This is a genomic window from Kitasatospora sp. NPDC001095 (genome assembly GCF_053598615.1).
Window position 1 is genome coordinate 395,560 of sequence record NZ_JBSFKQ010000002.1, and the last position, 18,726, is coordinate 414,285.

18 protein-coding genes and 1 tRNA gene are annotated in these 18,726 nt (G+C 74.4%); 13 read left to right on the forward strand and 6 right to left on the reverse strand.

The features are described from left to right. The first annotated feature begins 22 nt into the window (after positions 1-22). From ACWDBB_RS03730 to ACWDBB_RS03775, 10 genes are all read left to right on the forward strand, one after another. Complete coding sequence (locus tag ACWDBB_RS03730; protein WP_449788058.1) at positions 23-793, forward strand: nucleotidyltransferase domain-containing protein; 771 nt, start codon at positions 23-25, stop codon at positions 791-793. Positions 794-840: 47 nt separating this feature from the next. Further along, a tRNA-Lys gene (locus ACWDBB_RS03735) sits at positions 841-916 on the forward strand. 534 nt (positions 917-1,450) lie between these two features. Then, positions 1,451-3,148: an LCP family protein gene (locus tag ACWDBB_RS03740; protein ID WP_449788059.1), complete on the forward strand. Its 1,698-nt coding sequence runs from the start codon at positions 1,451-1,453 to the stop codon at positions 3,146-3,148. Between the two features lie 131 nt (positions 3,149-3,279). Next, positions 3,280-3,789, forward strand: a complete 510-nt coding sequence (locus ACWDBB_RS03745; RefSeq protein ID WP_449788060.1) for an SRPBCC family protein — start codon at positions 3,280-3,282, stop codon at positions 3,787-3,789. Between the two features lie 250 nt (positions 3,790-4,039). Next, positions 4,040-4,840, forward strand: a complete 801-nt coding sequence (locus tag ACWDBB_RS03750) for a VOC family protein (protein ID WP_449788061.1) — start codon at positions 4,040-4,042, stop codon at positions 4,838-4,840. 144 nt (positions 4,841-4,984) lie between these two features. Further along, positions 4,985-5,731 (forward strand): HAD family hydrolase, encoded by a 747-nt coding sequence (locus tag ACWDBB_RS03755; RefSeq protein ID WP_449788062.1) that lies wholly within the window; start codon positions 4,985-4,987, stop codon positions 5,729-5,731. Further along, positions 5,728-8,133 (forward strand): glycoside hydrolase family 65 protein, encoded by a 2,406-nt coding sequence (locus ACWDBB_RS03760; protein ID WP_449788063.1) that lies wholly within the window; start codon positions 5,728-5,730, stop codon positions 8,131-8,133. Before ACWDBB_RS03755 ends, ACWDBB_RS03760 begins: the two co-directional genes overlap by 4 nt. Before the next feature lie 136 nt (positions 8,134-8,269). Next, positions 8,270-9,982 carry a pyruvate dehydrogenase gene (locus tag ACWDBB_RS03765; protein WP_449788106.1) on the forward strand — a complete coding sequence of 571 codons (1,713 nt, stop codon included), beginning with the start codon at positions 8,270-8,272 and terminating at the stop codon, positions 9,980-9,982. An 80-nt stretch (positions 9,983-10,062) separates the two neighbouring features. Further along, positions 10,063-10,698, forward strand: a complete 636-nt coding sequence (locus ACWDBB_RS03770) for a helix-turn-helix domain-containing protein (protein ID WP_449788064.1) — start codon at positions 10,063-10,065, stop codon at positions 10,696-10,698. Between the two features lie 32 nt (positions 10,699-10,730). After that, a complete protein-coding gene (locus ACWDBB_RS03775; protein ID WP_449788065.1) occupies positions 10,731-10,913 on the forward strand; it encodes a DUF6126 family protein in 183 nt (60 codons plus the stop codon). Positions 10,914-11,009: 96 nt separating this feature from the next. On the opposite strand, the gene pdxR is transcribed toward ACWDBB_RS03775, so the two are convergent. After that, positions 11,010-12,440: a MocR-like pyridoxine biosynthesis transcription factor PdxR gene (gene pdxR, locus ACWDBB_RS03780; protein WP_449788066.1), complete on the reverse strand. Its 1,431-nt coding sequence runs from the start codon at positions 12,438-12,440 to the stop codon at positions 11,010-11,012. Between the two features lie 131 nt (positions 12,441-12,571). Here pdxR and ACWDBB_RS03785 point away from each other — a divergent pair, with 131 nt between their 5' ends. Next, positions 12,572-13,282: an alpha/beta fold hydrolase gene (locus tag ACWDBB_RS03785; RefSeq protein WP_449788067.1), complete on the forward strand. Its 711-nt coding sequence runs from the start codon at positions 12,572-12,574 to the stop codon at positions 13,280-13,282. On the opposite strand, the gene ACWDBB_RS03790 is transcribed toward ACWDBB_RS03785, so the two are convergent. The 3 genes from ACWDBB_RS03790 to ACWDBB_RS03800 all read right to left on the reverse strand — a co-directional run bounded on the left by ACWDBB_RS03790 (position 13,267) and on the right by ACWDBB_RS03800 (position 15,389). Then, positions 13,267-14,184, reverse strand: coding sequence for an undecaprenyl-diphosphate phosphatase (locus ACWDBB_RS03790; protein WP_449788068.1), 918 nt, complete (start codon positions 14,182-14,184; stop codon positions 13,267-13,269). The two genes, ACWDBB_RS03785 and ACWDBB_RS03790, sit on opposite strands and share 16 nt — an antisense overlap. 98 nt (positions 14,185-14,282) lie before the next feature. Further along, positions 14,283-14,498 (reverse strand): hypothetical protein, encoded by a 216-nt coding sequence (locus ACWDBB_RS03795; protein ID WP_449788069.1) that lies wholly within the window; start codon positions 14,496-14,498, stop codon positions 14,283-14,285. 108 nt (positions 14,499-14,606) lie between these two features. Next, positions 14,607-15,389 (reverse strand): NRDE family protein, encoded by a 783-nt coding sequence (locus ACWDBB_RS03800; protein ID WP_449788070.1) that lies wholly within the window; start codon positions 15,387-15,389, stop codon positions 14,607-14,609. Positions 15,390-15,530: 141 nt separating this feature from the next. Between ACWDBB_RS03800 and ACWDBB_RS03805 the strand changes: the two genes are divergently transcribed. Together ACWDBB_RS03805 and ACWDBB_RS03810 are read left to right on the forward strand one after the other, a co-directional pair. Then, positions 15,531-16,031, forward strand: a complete 501-nt coding sequence (locus ACWDBB_RS03805) for a carboxymuconolactone decarboxylase family protein (RefSeq protein ID WP_449788071.1) — start codon at positions 15,531-15,533, stop codon at positions 16,029-16,031. Next, on the forward strand, positions 16,028-16,852 hold the full coding sequence (locus ACWDBB_RS03810; RefSeq protein WP_449788072.1) for an isocitrate lyase/PEP mutase family protein: 825 nt from the start codon (positions 16,028-16,030) through the stop codon (positions 16,850-16,852). The genes ACWDBB_RS03805 and ACWDBB_RS03810 overlap by 4 nt, the downstream gene beginning before the upstream one ends. Before the next feature lie 130 nt (positions 16,853-16,982). On the opposite strand, the gene ACWDBB_RS03815 is transcribed toward ACWDBB_RS03810, so the two are convergent. Together ACWDBB_RS03815 and ACWDBB_RS03820 are read right to left on the reverse strand one after the other, a co-directional pair. After that, positions 16,983-17,243, reverse strand: a complete 261-nt coding sequence (locus ACWDBB_RS03815; protein WP_449788073.1) for a hypothetical protein — start codon at positions 17,241-17,243, stop codon at positions 16,983-16,985. 43 nt (positions 17,244-17,286) lie between these two features. Then, complete coding sequence (locus ACWDBB_RS03820) at positions 17,287-18,504, reverse strand: cytochrome P450 family protein (protein ID WP_449788074.1); 1,218 nt, start codon at positions 18,502-18,504, stop codon at positions 17,287-17,289. Positions 18,505-18,726 lie beyond the last annotated feature (222 nt).

An 18,726-nucleotide genomic window follows, 5' to 3' on the forward strand; every position in this document is an offset into this window, starting at 1 on the left:
TCCGTCCGAGAGGAGCCCGCCGATGCCCCCTGCCCCCGCCGCCCCCGATGTCCCCGGCACGGTGCTGCTCTCCGGCATCGTCGGTTCCACCGCGTACGGCTTCGCCCACGCCGGCTCCGACATCGACCGGCTGGGCCTGTTCGCCACCCCCACCGAGGAGTTGCACGGCCTGGCGCGCCCCGCCGAGTCCCATGTCGGCACCGCGCCCGACCTCACCCTGCACGAGGCCGCCAAGTGGTGCCGGCTGGCGCTGAGCTGCAACCCGACCGCCTCCGAACTGGTCTGGCTGCCGCAGGAGCTGTACGAGGTCCGCACCCCGCTCGGCGACGAACTGGTCGGCCTGCGTGCGTCGTTCCTCAGCGCGCCCGCCGTACGGAAGGCCTACCTCGGCTACGCCGACCAGCAGTTCCGCAAACTGCTGAGCCGCGACACCACCGACCCGGCCACCCGCCACCGGGCCGCCAAGCACGCCCGGCACCTGGTCCGGCTGGTCGAGCAGGCCGTCCGCCTGCACGAGACCGGCCGCAACCTGATCCGGCTGCCCGACCCCGAACGCGTCCGCGAGCTCGGCGAACGCATCGCCGACCGCCCCGCCCTCGCCGAGGGTCTGCTCGCCGGGGCCGCCGATCGCCTCGCCCGCCCCGGCGTGCTGCCCGCCGCGCCCGACCCGCGTCCCGCCGAGTCCTGGCTCCGCCGGGTCCGCGCCGCCCACTACACCCCGCCCCGGGAACCGCTCCACAACCCCGGCACGCCCGGGCAATCCACTGGCGGAGCCCTGGGCCCCACCGGGTAGGATCGCCGTGGTCCTCCCGCCCGGAACTCCGGGCGCGCAAGGGCCGCGGGCCACTAGCTCAATTGGCAGAGCTGCGGACTTTTAATCCGTAGGTTCAGGGTTCGAGCCCCTGGTGGCCCACCACGCGCGAGGCCGGATCGGGCGATCTCCGATCCGGCCTCCTCCGTTCTCCGGCGCGGTTCGCTCCGCCTGCGGACCGTGCCCAACTCCCTTTCCCCGCCGCGGCCTTGCGGATCCCGGTGCGCCGCGGGCCGCTCCGGTGCCGCCGCGGAAAGGACGGGGGCCGCGGGGGTGCCGCCGCCACGACGCCCACGGGGCGTGCCCGTGGCCGGATTTCGGCGTCGGCCCGGCGCCGGTGGAGTCCGGTGGAGTGGCATGGGTCACGTCGAAATGGGGCGGTTTCAGCCGTTCTGTATGGATGTTGCCTACCGATTGGTGGGGTTGTTCGAGGGGCGAGCGTCGGTGATCGCGTCGGGCCTAAATATGATCGGAAGCCACGATCGTCGGTTAGTGGTGACGGTCGTATGTGCAACCTGGGAACGGTTCGGGCCGTCTCTCTGTGTGCGGTGCGCCGGATCGTCAGGGGCGTCGCTTCCGTCGGTGAAAGGTACGCGCATGTCAGGTCGGAGGGGCGAGAGCCCGGCTCGGGGTGGTGACGTGCCCAAGACGGAAGACGCCACGGGCTCCGTACCCGGACCGCGCGGCGGCGGCCGGGCGGAAGCCCGCCGTGCCGCCCAGGGCAAGGGTGGTGCTCCGGCGGCCGCGGGCGGGGGCCGGGCCGCGGCGCGCAAGAGCGCCAAGCCCAAGAAGAACGTGAAGAAGATCGTCGCCTGGTCGACGGCGGGCGTGCTGGTGGTCATCGCCGGTGTCGGCGGCGCGATCTACTTCAAGCTGAACGCCAACATCAAGTCCTTCGACGCCGACGCGATAGCCCGCAACCGCCCGCCGGAGGCGCAGGCCGACGCGGACGGCAACAAGCCGGTCAACGTGCTGCTGATCGGCTCCGACAGCCGCGGCAAGAACAACTCCGACCTCGGCGGCGGCGAGGACGGCGGCGCCCGCTCCGACACCACGATCCTGCTGCACGTCTACGCCGACCACAAGCACGCCGTGGGGATCTCGATACCCCGCAACGCCAAGGTCGAGCTGCCCTCCTGCAAGCTGCCCAACGGCAAGTGGACCAAGGGCGGCAACACCGACCTGTTCAACGCCGCGTTCTCGATGGGCGGCAGCGACGACGGCAACCCGGCCTGCACCCAGAACACGGTGGAGAAGCTCACCGGCATCCGCGTCGACCACACCCTCGTGGTCGACTTCAACGGTTTCGCCTCGATGACCTCGGCCGTCAACGGCGTGGACATCTGCCTGCCGAAGCCGATCTACGAGGGCGACATCAACCCCAAGCTGCCCAAGAAGGGCTCGGTCGTCCTGCCGCAGGGCAAGCAGACCGTGGAGGGCCAGAAGGCGCTCGACTACGTCCGGCTGCGCCACGGCATCGGCGACGGCTCGGACATCGGCCGGATGAAGCGCCAGCAGGCGTTCCTCGGCTCGCTCGCCACCAAGATCAAGAAGGAGGGGATGAATCCCACCACCCTCCTTCCGCTGGCTGACGCCGCCACCAAGTCCCTGGTCGTCGATCCGGGCCTGGACTCCGCCGACAAGCTGCTCTCCTTCGGCCTGTCGCTGAAGAACATCGACATGCACGACCTGAAGTTCGTGACGGTGCCCTGGCGTTACCGCACCCAGGACCAGGACCTCGACATCGTCCAGGCGGACGCCAGCAAGCTCTGGGCGACCCTCAAGGCCGACCAGACCATCGACGGCCAGAACGCCACCGGCCAGCAGCCGGACGCCCCGGCCGAGGGCACCAGCCCGGCCCCGCAGCCGCCCGCCGCGCCCACCACCACGGCCGCCCCGGCCGGGGACACCGCCAACTCGGCGATCAGGGTGGCCGTCTACAACGGAACGACCTTCAACGGCCTGGCCGGCAAGGCGACCGAGCAGCTGAAGGGCGCCAAGTTCGCCGCCAGCACGGCGGGCCAGGCGGCGAGCACCAAGTACAAGGCCACCACGATCGAGTACGGCTCCGGGCAGAAGGCGAACGCCGAGAAGGTCGCCGAGCTGTTCCCGGGGGCCGGCCTGGAGCCCAGCAGTGCCCGGGGCATCTCGGTGATCGTCGGCCAGGACTTCGCGGCCGCGATGGGGATGGCCTCGGGTGCCCCCGCGGGCGGCGCGCCGTCGGCCGCCCCGGGCGTCCCGACGCCCCCGCCGCCGCTCCCGACCACCATCACCAACGAAGCCCGCTCGGCGGACGACGACATCTGCGCGAACACGTCGTACGGCAGCGGCGGCTGACCGGCCCGGCCGGAACATGCGACCACGGGGACGACCCCCGGGCCGGCGCCCTCCGGGGCGCGCGGGCCCGGGGGTCGTGCCATGGTGGGCCCAGGGCGGGGACCCAGCGGCCACCGCGAAAGGCGGACCCCATGCCCGAGATCGCCCTCCAGCTCGACATCGCCGCGCCCCGGGACGTGGTGCTCGCCGCGCTCACCACGCACGACGGGCTGACCGCCTGGTGGACCACCGGGGCGGACCGGGACGGCGACGTCCTGCTGTTCGACTTCCCCGACGTCCCCGAGCCGTTCCGGCTGCGGGTGGAGCGCGCCGACCGGGACCGGGTGGTGTGGACCAACGCAGGCTCCTTCCCGCCGCACTGGGCCGGCACCTGGATCAGCTGGGAGCTGGCCGACCAGCCCGCGGCGCCCGACCAGCCCGCCGCGCCCGAGGGGCAGCCCGCCGCGCCCGAGGGGCAGCCCGCCGGCCCCGAGCGCACCCGGCTGCTGTTCCGGCACGGCGGCTGGCAGCCGGGCAGCGAGGGCGGCGTCCCGGCGGTGGCCGGCACCTGGGCCGAACTGCTGGTCCGGCTCAAGGACTACGCGCAGAGCGGCAAGGTGCAGCCCTACTTCGTCACCGCGCACCGCCACGACGCCCCGTGAACACACCGCGGACGCCCCGTGACGGACCGGCCGCCGGTCGCCCGCCAGGGCGCCGTCCGGTGGCGGGATCGCGGCGGCGGGCCGAAGGTGGCGGTGTACCGCCGTCCTCCCGGCCGGGCCGCACCCCCACCCGGCCCGGTCGGGACGGACGGCCCGACCACCCCGACAGCCCAGACGGCCGGACGGCTCAGGCCACCCCGACCGCCCCGACCACCACAGCCGGCCACCACCGCCTCCGGGAGGCCCAGCAATGCCCGTAGTCACCGATCCGTACACGCCCGGCACCCCGTGCTGGGTCGACCTGATGGCGAGCGACCAGCAGGCCGCGCTCGACTTCTACCGCGACCTGTTCGGCTGGCAGGGCGAGGTCGGCCCGGCCGAGTTCGGCGGCTACGCCGTGTGCACGCTCAACGGCCGGCCGGTCGCCGGGATCATGGCGCAGATGGCGCCCGAGGGGCAGCCGGTGCCGCCCGTCGCCTGGACCACCTACCTCGCCTCGGACGACGCCGACGCGGCCAGGACGTCCATCGCCGAGGCAGGCGGCACGATCCTCTACGACCCGATGGACGTCGGCACGATCGGCCGGATGCTGGTCGCCGCCGACCCGACCGGCGCGGTGTTCGGCGTCTGGCAGGCGATGGACTTCATCGGCGCGGGCGTGGTCAACGAGCCCGGCGCGCTGGTCTGGAACGAGCTCAACACCTCCGACACCGGCGCGGCCGGCCGCTTCTACCAGCCGGCCCTCGGGCTGCGCCCGGCCACCATCCAGGGCATGGAGGGCTGCTTCTCGCTCAACGTCGGCGACCGCACGGTGGGCGGCATGCAGGGGATCCCCGACTACCTGGCGCCCGGCACGCCCTCGCACTGGATGACCTACTTCTCGGTGGACAGCACCGACTCCACGGTGGACGCCCTGGTCAAGGCCGGCGGCTCGGTGATCCAGCCGGCCTTCGACATGCAGTCCGGGCGGATGGCGGTGGTCCAGGACCCGCAGGGCGCGGCCTTCGCGGTCATCGAGGCGCCCGAGGCCCAGATGCCCGACTCCCCGTAACGGCCGCCGTGGCCCGCCCCGCCCCGGCCGGTCGATCGACCCGGGCCCGCCGACCGACGGGCCCGCGGCCGGAAGCCGCCCTTCCCGCGACGCGCCGCCGGGAAATGGGCGGCTTCCCCCGCTTTCCCGGGTAAGACTGCACCCATGCTGGGGCTACCGGACGACATCCGCGCTTTCCTCTTCGACCTCGACGGGGTGCTCACCCAGACCGCGAAGGTGCACGCCGCGGCCTGGAAGGACACCTTCGACGCCTTCCTGCGCGCCGAAGCCGCCCGCGGCGGCGGGCAGTTCGTCCCCTTCGACGCCGTCACCGACTACGACACCTACGTGGACGGCCGCCCACGCCTGGACGGCACCCGCGCGTTCCTGCTCAGCCGGGGGATCGAACTGCCCGAGGGCACCCCGGAGGACCCGCCCAACTCCCGTACCGTGCAAGGGATCAGCCGGGCCAAGAACGACACCGTGCTGCGGCTGATCAGGGAGCGGGGCGTCCGGCCGTACCAGGGCTCGGTCGACTACGTGCACCGGCTGCGCGCGGCCGGGCTGCCCAGCGCCGTGGTCTCCTCCAGCGCCAACTGCCGCGACGTGCTGCGGGCGGCCGGCATCGAGGAGCTGTTCGAGGTGATCGTCGACGGCAACGTCGCCAAGGCCGAGGGCCTGCCCGGCAAGCCCGCCCCCGACACCTACCTGTACGCCGCCCGCGCCCTCGGCGTCGAACCCGCCCACGCCGCGGTCTTCGAGGACGCGCTCGCCGGGGTCGCCTCCGGCCGGGCCGGCGGCTTCGGCGCGGTGGTCGGGGTGGACCGCACCGGCCAGGCCGCCGAACTGCGCCGGGACGGCGCCACCGTGGTCGTCCGGGACCTCTCCGAACTCCTGGGTGGTGAGTCGTGAGCCCGGAGGCCAACTTCACGATCGATCCCTGGCAGATCACCGAACAGGGCCTGGACCTGGCCTCGATGGCCCGCGCCGAGTCCGTCTTCGCGCTCTCCAACGGGCACATCGGCCTGCGCGCCAACCTGGACGAGGGCGAGCCGCACGGCCTGCCCGGCACCTACCTCAACGGCGTCTTCGAACTGCGCCCGCTGCCGTACGGCGAGGGCGGCTACGGCTACCCGGAGTCCAGCCAGAGCGTCATCAACGTGACCAATGGCAAGATCATCCGACTGCTGGTGGACGACGAGCCCTTCGACCTGCGCTACGGCGAACTGATCAGCCACAAACGCTGGTTGGACTTCCGGGAGGGCCTGCTGCACCGCGAGGCCGAGTGGACCTCCCCGGCCGGGCGGACGATCAGGGTGCGCTCCTCCCGGCTGGTCTCGCTCACCCAGCGGGCCATCGCCGCCGTCGAGTACAGCGTCGAGGCGGTGGACGGCCCGGTGCGGATCGTGCTCCAGTCCGAGCTGGTCGCCAACGAGCAGCTGCCCGGCGGCCCCGAGGGGGACCCGCGGGCCGCCGCCGTGCTGGAGGCGCCGCTGCAGCCCGAGGCGCACCACGCCAGCGCCACCAAGGCCGTCCTGGTGCACCGCACCCGCTACAGCGGCATCCGGGTCGCGGCCGGGATGGACCACGTCATCGAGGGCCCGGAGAAGTCCGACACCGTCGCCGAGGCCGAGGCCGACCACTGCCGGATCAGCGTCACCACCGTGCTCGAGCCCGGACAGCGGCTGCGGCTGGCCAAGCTCGTCTCCTACGGGTGGTCCGGCACCCGCTCGCTGCCCGCCCTCCGGGACCAGGTGGAGGCGGCCCTGACCGCCGCCCGGTACACCGGCTGGGACGGGCTGGTCGCCGAACAGGCCGAGTTCCTCAGGGAGTTCTGGGAGACCAGCGACATCGAGATCGAGGGCGACGTCGAACTCCAGCAGGCCGTCCGGTTCGCCGTCTTCCACGTCCTGCAGGCCGGCGCGCGCAGCGAGGAGCGGGCCATCCCGGCCAAGGGGCTGACCGGCCCCGGCTACGACGGGCACAGCTTCTGGGACACCGAGACCTTCGTCCTGCCGGTGCTCACCTACTGCCTGCCAACCGCCGTCAACCAGGCCCTGCGCTGGCGGCACAGCACCCTGCCGCTGGCCCGTGAGCGGGCGATCCAACTCGGTCTGTCCGGCGCGGTGTTCCCGTGGCGGACGATCCGCGGCGAGGAGTGCTCCGGGTACTGGCCGGCCGGCACCGCGGCCTTCCACATCGGCGCCGACATCGCCGCCGCCGTCGCCCGCTACGTCCGGGCCACCGGGGACGCGGAGTTCGAGCGCGAGTACGGGCTCGAACTGCTCGTCGAGACCGCCCGGATGTGGCGCTCGCTCGGTCACCACGACGTGGCCGGGAGGTTCCGCATCGAGGGCGTCACCGGCCCCGACGAGTACAGCGCCGTCGCGGACAACAACGTCTTCACCAACCTGATGGCGCAGAGCAACCTGCGCGCCGCCGCCGAGGCCGCCGTCCGCCACCCGCACGAGGCGGCCCTGCTCGGCGTGGACACCGAGGAGACCGCCGCCTGGCGCGACGCGGCCGCCGCGATGTACATCCCGTACGACGAGGACCTCGGCGTCCACCCGCAGGCCGACGGCTTCACCCACCACCAGGTCTGGGACTTCGAGCACACCCCGCCGGAGAACTACCCGCTGCTGCTGCACTACCCGTACTTCGACCTGTACCGCAAGCAGGTGGTCAAGCAGGCCGACCTGGTGCTCGCCATGCAGGTCCGCGGCGACGCCTTCACCGACGAGCAGAAGGCCCGCAACTTCGCCTACTACGAGCGGCTGACCGTCCGGGACTCCTCGCTCTCCGCCTGCACCCAGGCGGTCATCGCCGCCGAGGTCGGCCAGCTCGACCTCGCCTACGACTACACCGCCGAAGCCGCCCTGATGGACCTGCACGACCTCGGCGGCAACACCCGCGACGGCCTGCACATGGCCTCGCTCGCCGGGGCCTGCATCGCCCTGGTGGCCGGCTTCGGCGGACTGCGCGACCACAGCGAGACGCTCTCGTTCCGGCCCCGGCTGCCCTCCGGGCTGATGCGACTGAGCTTCTCGCTGCTGGTGCGCGGCCACCTGCTCGGCATCGAGATCACCCACGAGGCGACGACGTACACCCTGCGCCGCGGGGAGGTCCTCCACCTGTGGCACGACGGCGAGGCGGTGCAGGTCAAGACCGGCGCCCCGGTCACCGTGCCGACCACCGTCCCGCCCGCCCAGGAGCGGGTCGCCCAGCCCCCGGGCCGGGAACCCGCCCGCCGCCAGCCCCAGGCCGGCCTCGCGGCGGGCAAGCTCGGCCAACAGGACCACCTGGCGGCCGAGTAGCCCGCGCCCCGGCCGTCCCTTCCACCCCGGTCACTCCTTCGGCCCGCCCCGGCTGCGCCCCCGACCTCCCCGGCGGAGGGTGCAGGTGTCCCGTGGCGACCGAAGGAGTGCAGCCGTGCCCAGCGTGGCCGAACAGATGGTGGAGGTGCTCCGGCAGGCCGGGGTGGAGCGGGTCTACGGGGTCGTCGGCGACAGCCTCAACCCCGTGGTGGACGCGATCCGCCGGGCCGACGGCATCGGCTGGGTGCACGTGCGCAACGAGGAGGCCGGCGCCTTCGCGGCCGCCGCCGAGGCCGAGCTCTCCGGCCGGCTCGCGGTCTGCGCCGGCTCCTGCGGCCCCGGCAACACCCACCTCGTCCAGGGCCTCTACGACGCCCAGCGCAGCGGCCTGCCCGTGCTGGCGCTCGCCTCGCACATCCCGTCCGGGCAGATCGGCACCGGCTTCTTCCAGGAGACCCACCCCGAGCGGGTGTTCACCGACTGCAGCGCCTGGTGCGAGATGCTCTCCACCCCCGCCCAGCTGCCCCGCCTGCTGCGGGTCGCCATCCAGCACGCGCTCGGCTCGCACGGCGTCTCGGTGCTCTCCTTCCCCGGGGACGTCGCCGCGCTCCCCGCCGCCGCGCCCACCGGCACCAGCCACTTCCTCACCGAGCAGGCCGTCGCCGCGCCGCCCTGGTCCCAGGTGCAGGAACTGGCCCGGCTGCTCAACGCGGCCCGCAAGGTGGTGCTGTTCTGCGGCGCCGGGGTGCGCGACGCGCACGCCGAGGTGACGGCGGCCGCGCAGGCCCTGAACGCGCCGATCGGCCACTCCCTGCGCGGCAAGGAGTGGATCCAGTTCGACAACCCGTACGACGTCGGCATGAGCGGCCTGCTCGGTTACGGGGCCTGCCACGAGGCGCTGCACTCCGCCGACCTGGTGGTGCTGCTCGGCACCGACTTCCCGTACGACTCCTTCCTGCCGCAGGCGCACACCGTCCAGGTCGACCACGACGCCACCCGGCTCGGCCGCCGCACCGCCCTCGACCTGGCCGTCCACGGCGACGTGGCCGCCACCCTGCGGGCGGTGCTGCCGCTGCTGGACGCCAAGTCCGACCGGGCCTTCCTGGACGGGATGCTGCGCAAGCACGTCCGGGCGCTGGAGGGCGTGATCGGGGCGTACACCCGGGACATCGAGAAGCACCTGCCGATCCACCCCGAGTACGTCGCCTCGGTGCTCGACGAGGTGGCCGCCGAGGACGCCGTGTTCACCGTGGACACCGGCATGAACAACGTCTGGGCCGCCCGGTACCTCCAGCCCAACGGCCGCCGCCGGGTGATCGGCTCCTTCCTGCACGGCTCGATGGCCAACGCCCTCCCGCACGCGATCGGCGCCCAGCTCGCCTGCCCCGGGCGGCAGGTGGTCGCGATGGCGGGCGACGGCGGGATCGGCATGCTGCTCGGCGAGCTGCTCACGGTGGCCAAGCACCGGCTGCCGGTGAAGACGGTGGTCTTCAACAACGGGGCGCTCGGCATGATCAAGCTGGAGATGGTGGTCTCCGGCTACCCGGAGTCCGAGATCGACAACGGGGACGTGGACTACGCCGGGATCGCCAGGGCGATGGGCATCCAGGCCAAGCGGGTCACCGAGCCGGCCCGGGTCCGGGAGGTGCTGGCGGAGGCGCTGGAACGGCCGGGCCCCGCCCTGGTGGACGTGGTCACCGACCCCAACGCGCTGTCCATCCCGCCGCACATCACCGCCGCCCAGCTGAAGGGCTTCGCGCTGGCGGCGAGCAGGACGGTGCTCTCGGGCGGCGTCGGGCGCATGATCGACCTGGCGCGGAGCAACCTGCGGAACATCCCGCGGCCGTGAGCGCGGGGCCGCCGGGGGCTACGGTTTGCCTCCGGGGCAAAATTCTTGCCCCTACGGCACGGCGGGTGTCCACTGGACACATGACCAGCAGCTCCACCGGTGCCGCCGCCACGGGCGAACAGCTCGACGACCAGGAGGTCGCCGGCCTCGCCGCCCGCCTTCGTGAGCACCGGCTCAGCAGCCGCCTCACCCTGGAGGTGGCCGCCGGGAGGGTCGGACTCTCCCCAGCCTATCTGTCCCGGCTGGAGACCGGCCGCCGGCAGCCCTCGCTGCCCGTCCTCCTCGGCCTCGCCCGCGCGTACGGGACCTCGGTCTCCGGCCTGCTCGGCGAGACGCTGGCGGAGCCCGACCCGATCGTCCGCGGCGGCGCCATCGAGCCCGGCCGGGCCGGAGGCTGGGGCTACCGCCGGGCCGGCGCCCCCGGCCGCGCCATGCAGGCCCTGCGGGTGCACGTCCCGCCGGGCGTGCAGGACGCGGTGGTCCGGGTCCACCCCGGCGAGGAGTGGCTGTACGTCCTCAGGGGCGCGCTCCGGGTCACCCTCGGGGACCGCGTCCACCACCTCGCGGTGGGCGACTCGGCCCACTACGACTCGCTGACCCCGCACTGCATCGCCGCGGAGTCGGACAGCGGCGTCGAACTGCTCTTCGTCCACACCCTGCTGCAGAGCCCCGGCGGCGAACTCTGCCTCGGCGGCGGCCCCGCCGCCCTGCACTGACCCGCCGTCAGAACACCCCGGAGGAGATCACCATGGCCGATCCCGCCACCACCACCACCGTCGCCCCCGACACCGCCGCCGGCCCGAAGACCATGGACGCCGGCAAGTGGGCCAACAAGCGGATCTACCTCCGCCTGCTGATCTACACCGCCGGGGGCCACCTCTTCGCCGGCTTCATCATCCTCCTGTTCGAACTCGGCAGCCGCAACAAGTAGTTCGCCCCCGACGTCCGCCCGCCCCCACCCCCGAGGGAGGCGGGCGGACCGCCGTTCCCGAACCAGCCCCCCGGCAGGCCCCGGCGGCGTTCCCCCCTACGCCCCGCGCAGCAGCTCGCAGAGGGCCCGGACCGCCGCCGGGAAGGCGTGCTCCGGCGGGGTGCCGTAGCCGATGACCAGGGCGGGCGGGGCCTCGGTGGTGGGCGGGGTGGCGCGGTGCCAGGTGAGGCCGTTGAGGGAGAGGCCGGCCTGCCGGGCGCGGGCGAGGAGCTCGGGTTCGGGGGTGGAGCCGGGCGGCAGCTGGAGGACGGCGTGCAGGCCGGCCGCGATGCCGGTGACCCGGACGTGCGGGGCGTGTTCGGCGAGCGCCGCGACCAGGTGGTCGCGTCGGCGCCGGTAGTGCAGCCGGCAGCGCCGCACGTGGCGGTCGTACGTGCCGGAGGTGATCAGCTCCGCCAGTGTCAGCTGGTCCAGCACCGGGGACATCGTGTCGGCCAACGCCTTCAGCCGGGCGACCGGTTCGACCAGCGCGTCCGGCAGGGCCAGCCAGGCGATGCGCAGGCCCGGCGCGAGGCTCTTGGCGGTCGTCCCGGCGTACACCACCCGCTCCGGGTCCAGCGCCTGCATCGCGCCGAGCGGCTGCCGGTCGTAGCGGAACTCGCCGTCGTAGTCGTCCTCGATGACGTACCGGTCCTGCTCCCGCGCCCACCGCACCGCCTCCGCCCGCCGGTCGGCGGACAGCGCCGCGCCGGTGGGGTACTGGTGGGCGGGGGTGAGCAGGACGGCGCCGGCCCCGGCGTCGAGCCGGTCGACCAGGGCGCCGTCCCGGTCCAACGGCACCGGGGCGGTGGTGAGTCCGGCGGCCCGGACGGTCGCGTGCTGCGGCGGCAGCCCGTACTCCTCGACGGCCAGCGTGCGGGCGCCGCGCTCCCGCAGGGCGGCGCAGAGCAGGGCGAGGCCCTGGGTGACGCCGGTGCAGACGAGCAGGTGGTCGGGGTCGGTGCGCACACCGCGCACGCGGGCCAGGTAGTGGGTGAGTGCCTGCCGCAGTTCGATCCGGCCGAGCGGGCTGCCGTAGTCGAGGGCCTCGTGCGGTGCGGTGGCGAGGGCGCGGCGGGCGGCGGCGAGCCAGGCGGTGCGGGGGAAGAGCGAGAGGTCGGGCCGGCCGGACATCAGGTCGTGGCGGGCGGTGGGCCGTTGCTGTGCCGACCGGGCGGCGGGCCGCCGCCCGGGGGCCGGTTCGGGCACCGCCTGCCGGGCGACGGTGGTGCCTGAGCCCTGCCGGGAGCTGAGCCAGCCCTCCGCGGTGAGCTGTCCGTACGCCTCGACGACGGTGTTGCGGGCGATGCCGAGGTCCTCGCCGAGCGCCCGGGAGGACGGCAGCCGGGTGCCGGGGGCGAGCCGTCCGTCCTGGACGGCCTCGCGCAGCGCGTCCTCCAGGGCGGCCCGCAGTCCGGTGCCGGCGGCCCGCCGTTCGGTGAGGTCCAGGTGCAGGTCGCCGCCGAAGGTGGTCCAGGAGGTGCTCACGGCCCCATTCTCGCCCGGCCGTCCGGAGGCCTCGGCATCACGGAGTCCGGGGCGGCCGTCACACTTCCTCCACGGGGTGTTTCCCGGTGCGTCCGGGGCCGCTGTCGTACCCGCGCGCTACCGTGCCGCCCATGGCGAACTTTGTGCTGGTGGCGGGGGCCTGGCTCGGGGCCTGGGCGTGGGACGGGGTCGTGGCGGAGCTGCGCGCGGCCGGGCACGGGGCGTACCCGCTGACGCTCTCCGGGCTCGCCGAGAGGCGCGGCACGCCCGCCGGGCAGCAGGCGCACGTGGCGGACGTCGTCGCCGAGGTGGAGCGGCTGGACCTGCGCGACGTGGTGCTGGTCGGGCACAGCTACTCGGGCATCCCGGTGGGCCAGGCCGCCGAGCGGATCGGAGACCGGCTGGCCGGGCTGGTCCTGGTGGACGCCAACGTGCCGGTGGCGGGGGAGTCCTTCGCCGACCAGATGCCGGAGCCGGCCGCGCTGCGGGCGGACCTCGCCGCGCACGGGGGCTGGTGGCCGCCGCTGCCGCCGGCCGAGTTCGCCGGGCAGGGGCTGACGGTCGGGCAGATCAACCGGATGGTCGCCGGGGCGACCCCGCACCCGGGCCCGTCGCTGACCGAACCCGCCGTCCTGGCGGGCCCGTTGAGCGCGCTCCCGACGGTGTACGTGAAGTGCCTGCTGGACTGGCCGGAGCCGCCGCCGGTGGCCGCCGAGCTGATCGCGGCGGGCCACTGGCGGCTGGTGGAGCTGGACACCGGGCACTGGCCGATGTTCTCCCGTCCGGCCGAACTCGCGCGGATCCTGGCCGGGGCCGGGAGCCGGGTTCAGAGCGACAGGTAGACCGCGCTGCCGACGCCCGCCACGAAGCAGTAGAGCGCGAACGGCGTCAGGCTGCGGGTCTCGAAGTACCTGGTGAGGAACCGCACCGAGACGTAGCCGGCCGCGAAGGCGGCGACGCTGCCCGCGAGGACCGGGCCGAGCGCGCCGGAGTTCTCCGGCTTGAACAGCTCGGGCACCTTCAGCACCGAGGCGGCCAGGATGACCGGGGTGGCGAGCAGGAAGGAGAACCGGGCGGCGTCCTCGTGGTGCAGTCCGCGCAGGATGCCGGCGCTCATGGTGACGCCGGAGCGGCTGATGCCCGGGAACAGCGCGAGGATCTGCGCGGCGCCGATCCAGGCGCCCTGCCCGTAGCCCAGCCTGGTCAGCCGGCGGTCGGAGGCGATCGCCGGGTCCACGCCCGGCTCGTCGGCGGACGCCGCGTGCCCGGCCCGGCGGCGGCCGGTGCCGCCGCGCTTGAGCCGCTCGGCGCCGAGCAGCACGAGCCCGTTGAGGGCGAGGAAGACCGCGGCGGGGACGGGCTTGCCGAGGGCGTTGCGCAGCGCCTTCTCCAGCGCGAGGCCGGCCACGCCGACCGGGATGGTGGAGAGGACGAGCAGCCAGGCGAGCTTCTCGTTGCGGCTCTTCACCCGGCGGTGCCGGACCGAGCCGACCAGCCCCTCGAGGACCCGAACCCAGTCCTTGCGGAAGTGGACCACCAGCGCGAGCGCGGTGGCCAGGTGCAGGGCGACCAGGGCGGCGAGGTACGAGGAGCCCTCGGCGGTCATGTCGAGGTCGTGCTGGATCCTCCCGCCGACCAGGGCGGGCAGCAGGATGCTGTGGCCGAGGCTGGAGACCGGGAAGAGTTCCGTCACGCCCTGGAGCAGGCCGACGCCTATCGCTTCCGGGTAGGTCAGGGTCGACATCGCGCACCTTCGCTCGGGGGTCGGTGGCCGGCCGGATCCGGGGCCCTCGCGAAGCTACTACGCGCATGTAGACGTTCGCCAACCCCGCCGTCGGAAGTTCACCGACCGTACGGCTGCGGGACACCGTGGCCGAGGTGTCCGAGCAACACCGCTGCCACGGTGGCCAGGACGGTGGCGGACGGGACGGCCCGGTGCGCCGCGTCGCCGAGCAGCACGACGGCGGTGACCGCGGCCGGTGTGCCCGCCAGCGGCAGGGCGACGGTGAGTACGGAGAGCAGGTGGCGGTGGCGGTGCGGGCGGTCCGGACGGGTCACGGCGGGGCTCCTTCGGGCTCGACCCGCGCCACGATGCCGCCTACCGCGACGTCAGGTTCAAGTCCTTTTCTCCGCCGCCACCCGCCGTCGGTCCGCCACCACCCGCCGTCAGCCCGCCGCGACCCGCCGCCAGCCCGGCCCGTCCGCGCGCACCGGCGCGGCCGCGAAGTCGTAGCGCAGCAGGTCCGGTCCGAGCGCGAGCAGCGAGATTGACGAGGAGCCCCAGATCCGCCCGTCGCCGAAGTCCCGCCGCTGGACCAGCGCGGCGTCCGCGTCCGGCGCCAGCCCGTCCCCGGCGACGACCGGCAGCCAGTCGCCCCAGGCCGTCGCGGCCGGCCCGTCGGCGGTCGGCTCCGGCCGGGGCTCGGCGGTGAGGCGGGCGCGGAAGTGGGCGGCCCGCGCGGCCATCAGGGCGCGGATCCGCGCGGAGGCGGTCCGGCCGGCGGCCAGGCCCTCCAGCCCGTCGTTGAGCACCACGCTCAGGCCGGTCGGCAGTTCGCGCTCCTCCATCCGTCCGCCGTTCCAGCTGGACACCCGGGCGCCGTCGGCCCGGACCAGGACGAGGTGGAACGGGTCGTACGGGGTGAGGTCCAGGTGGCCGATCCCGTTCTCCCGGACGGCGGTGAGCGGCAGTCGGCCGCGGGTGCGCCGGGCGTCGGCGGGGGCGAGCGGGCCGAAGCCGTTCAGCAGGCAGGCGGCGGTGCGCCGGTCGGGGTCGACGGCCAGCCAGGTGCCGCCGGCCGCGAGGTCCAGGCCGCCGAGCAGTTCGGGCCGGTCCGGCCAGTGGTGGTCCGGCGGCAGCCAGGCCCGGCCCAGGTACTCGTCCCGGACGGACAGCAGCAGCACCGGGACGGCCGCTTCCGGCTCGATGCTGACGAACGCCGTGCACACGGCCGTGCCCCCTGACCTCGTCCTGTCGGCGATCTCCTGCCAGCGATCCTCGCACGGCCGTTCGTACGCCGGAAGTGGCCCAAGGAACGGATGGCCGATCGCACCAGGACGGCGGGCCGCCGCGCTCCTAGGCTGGCGGCCATGACGACGGACGAGACGACGGACGAGACGACGCGTACGAACCAGGGCCCGGTGCCCGCCCCCGAGCAGCGGCTGGAGATGTTCAAGCTGGCCCCCGCCTACTACCAGGCGATGATCGCCGTGGAGCGGGCCTCCCGGCAGGGTCTCGACCCGCTGCTCGCCCACCTGGTCAAGGTGCACGCCTCGATGATCAACGGCTGTGCGTTCTGCATCGACATGCACTCCACCGAGGCCGAGAAGGTCGGCGAGCTGGACCACCGTCTGCTCTCCCTCCCTGCCTGGCGCGAGACCCCGTGGTTCACCGCCCGCGAGCGCGCCGCCCTGGCCCTCACCGAGTCGATCACCCTGGTGGCCCAGACCCACGTGCCGGACGACGTCTACGCCGAGGCCGCCGCGCAGTTCGACGAGACCGAGCTGGCCCAGCTGATCGCGCTGATCGCCACGATCAACGTCTGGAACCGGCTCAGCATCGCCACCCGCATGAGCCCGGCGGCGAAGTGAGCGCCGCCGATCGGAGCGTCCGGCGGGAGAAGGCCGGGCTGCTGCGCGAGCTGCACCGCCCGGGCGAGCCGCTGGTGCTGGCGAACGCCTGGGACGTGCCGAGCGCCCGGCTGGTGGCCGGCGCAGGGGCGCGCGCGGTGGCGACGGCCAGCGCGAGCGTGTCCTGGTCGCTCGGCAGCGCGGACGGCGGCGGCGCGGACCGAGAGCAGGTGCTGGCCCGGACGGCCCAGATCGTCCGGGCGGTCGACCTGCCGGTCACCGCGGACCTGGAGGGCGGCTACGCGGACAGCGCCGCCGGGGTCGGCGAGACGGTCGCCGGGCTGCTCGCCACCGGCGCCGTCGGGGTGAACCTGGAGGACGAGGGCCGCCCCCTGGAGGAGGCCGCCGAACGGATCGCGGCCGCCCGGGCCGCGGCGGACGCGGCCGGTGTGCCGCTCTTCGTCAACGCGCGCACCGACGTGTTCCTGCGCGGGATCGGCGCCCCGGAGGGCCGGCTGGACGAGGCGGTCCGCCGGTTGCGGGCGTACGTCGAGGCGGGTGCGGACGGGGTGTTCGCCCCCGGGGTGTCCGATCCGGAGACCATCGCCGCCCTGGTCGAGGCCGTCCCGGCGCCGCTGAACGTGCTGGCCGGTCCCGGCGCCCCTGCGGTCGCCGAGCTGGCGAAGCTCGGGGTGGCCCGGATCAGCCTGGGCCCCGGCCTCGCCGAGGTGGCGTACGCGGCGGTCCGCCGGGCCGCCGAGGAGGTGTACGGGAGCGGCACGTTCACCGCGCTCGCCGAGGGGCTGAGCTACCCGGAGCTCAACCGGCTGTCCGCGGGCTGAGTGCCGACCACCGTGGCCGTCCGCCGCGGGGGCCCGGCACCGTGGGCCGAAGGAAGCGGCCCGACGGCCGTGGGCGGCCGGCCGTTCGGGGGTCGGCCGGCCGCCCACGGGTCGAGCACCCGAGCGGCCGTCAGTTCAGGACGTGCCCGCTGAGCCCCGGGTGTTCCATCTGGTTGTCCCCGATCGCCTCGATCTCGTTGGCGGCCTTTCCGACCACCGGGAGCTTGCCGGCGGTCTTCAGGGCGAGGTCGGCCGGGGAGAGGGAGAGCCCGTCGGTGAGCCCGCCGGTGACGTCCGGCGAGGCGGCGGTCTGGGTCGTGGCGGAGGCCGCCGGGACGGCGAGGGCGAGGCCCGCCATGGTGAGGGCGGCCAGGGTGGCGAGTTTCTTCATGCCCTGCCGAACGACCCGGACCGCCCTCAGGTAACCGGCGGGATCAGACCGTCACCCACAGGGTGCGCACGCTGTTGCTGACGAACGAGGCGATCGGCTCGTCGGTCCTGCCCTCCGCCGGGGCCAGCCCCGGGAAGCGGGCGAACAGGTGCCGCAGCGCCGTCTCGGCCTCCAGGCGGGCGAGCCCGGAGCCGAGGCAGAAGTGCGGGCCGTGGCCGAGCGACAGGTGCCTGGCGGGCTGCCGGGTGAGGTCGAAGCGGTCCGCGTCCGGGTGGTGCCCGGAGTCCCGCCCGGCCGCCGCGTACGAGGCCAGCAGCGCCTCGCCGCGTCGGATCACCACGTCGCCGACCTCGATGTCCTCGATCGCGTAGCGCAGCGGGAACTGCCCGACCGGGGAGTCGTAGCGCAGCGTCTCCTCGACCACCGCCGACCACGGCTGCTCCCCGTCCAGGACGAGCCGCAGCTGGTCCGGGTGCGCGAGCAGGGCGCGGACGGCGTTGGTGATCAGGTTGAGCGTGGTCTCGTGCCCGGCGACCAGCATCAGCAGCAGGGTGCCGACCAGCTCGGCCTCGCTGAGGCGGTCGCCCTCATCCCGGACGGCGATCAGGTCGGAGGTCAGGTCGTCGCCGGGCTCGGCCCGCTTGGCCGCCACGACCTTGGCCAGCAGCGCGTTCAGGCCCCGCTGCGCGGCGACGGCCGCCGCCGGGGTGGCCGAGCTGGAGACCATGGTGTCGGACAGCTCGTGCAGCTCGTCCTGCTGCTCCAGCGCGAGGCCGAGCAGCTCGCCGATCACCTGCATCGGCAGCGGGTAGGCGAAGTGCCGCCGCAGGTCGAACTCGCCCTCCAGCTTCGCGACCTCGTCCAGCAGCGCGATCGTCCGGGCCTCGATGGCGGGGGCCAGGCCGGCTATCCGGCGCGGGGTGAAGGCCTGGGAGACCAGTCCGCGCAGCCGCCGGTGGTCCTCGCCGTCGGCGGTGACCATGCCGGGGACGGCGATGAAGTTGAGCAGCGGCCAGCCCTCCGGCAGCCGTCCCTCCCGGAAGGTGTTCCAGAGCCGGGCGTCCTTGCCGACCCTGGGATCGGCCAGCAGAGCCTGGAGGGTGTCGTGGTGGGTTACCGCCCAGACCACCACCCCGCCAGGGAGCTCCACCAGGACCGCGGGGCCGGCCGCGCGGAGCCGGGCGTTCTCGCCGTGCTGGTCGCGGCCGAAGGGGTCGAGCCTGACGGGCTCGGCGCGGGTTCCGTCGTCGGTGGTGTCCATGCGGGCCTCTCGGGGGCTGGCGGACGGGGTGGGGTGAAGGCGCTGTAGAGCACCGGAAGGGCGTTCAGGGCCCGCGCCCACGGGGACGGGCGCCAGGTCAGGTCACCGGCCGGTACGGCCAGTTGGAGGTCGGGGAGGCGGTGCAGCAGGGTCTCGACGGCGGTCTCGACGATGATCCTGGCCGGCTGCTGGGCCGGGCAGACGTGCTTGCCCGCGCCCCAG

Coding starts and splice junctions, on each gene's coding strand:
- ACWDBB_RS03730 (WP_449788058.1), top strand. CDS start 23: ATGCCCCCTGCCCCCGCCGCCCCCGATGTCCCCGGCACGGTGCTGCTC.
- ACWDBB_RS03745 (WP_449788060.1), top strand. CDS start 3,280: ATGCCCGAGATCGCCCTCCAGCTCGACATCGCCGCGCCCCGGGACGTG.
- ACWDBB_RS03750 (WP_449788061.1), top strand. CDS start 4,040: ATGCCCGTAGTCACCGATCCGTACACGCCCGGCACCCCGTGCTGGGTC.
- ACWDBB_RS03755 (WP_449788062.1), top strand. CDS start 4,985: ATGCTGGGGCTACCGGACGACATCCGCGCTTTCCTCTTCGACCTCGAC.
- ACWDBB_RS03765 (WP_449788106.1), top strand. CDS start 8,270: ATGGTGGAGGTGCTCCGGCAGGCCGGGGTGGAGCGGGTCTACGGGGTC.
- ACWDBB_RS03770 (WP_449788064.1), top strand. CDS start 10,063: ATGACCAGCAGCTCCACCGGTGCCGCCGCCACGGGCGAACAGCTCGAC.
- ACWDBB_RS03775 (WP_449788065.1), top strand. CDS start 10,731: ATGGCCGATCCCGCCACCACCACCACCGTCGCCCCCGACACCGCCGCC.
- ACWDBB_RS03785 (WP_449788067.1), top strand. CDS start 12,572: ATGGCGAACTTTGTGCTGGTGGCGGGGGCCTGGCTCGGGGCCTGGGCG.
- ACWDBB_RS03790 (WP_449788068.1), bottom strand. CDS start 14,184: ATGTCGACCCTGACCTACCCGGAAGCGATAGGCGTCGGCCTGCTCCAG.
- ACWDBB_RS03805 (WP_449788071.1), top strand. CDS start 15,531: ATGACGACGGACGAGACGACGGACGAGACGACGCGTACGAACCAGGGC.
- ACWDBB_RS03815 (WP_449788073.1), bottom strand. CDS start 17,243: ATGAAGAAACTCGCCACCCTGGCCGCCCTCACCATGGCGGGCCTCGCC.
- ACWDBB_RS03820 (WP_449788074.1), bottom strand. CDS start 18,504: ATGGACACCACCGACGACGGAACCCGCGCCGAGCCCGTCAGGCTCGAC.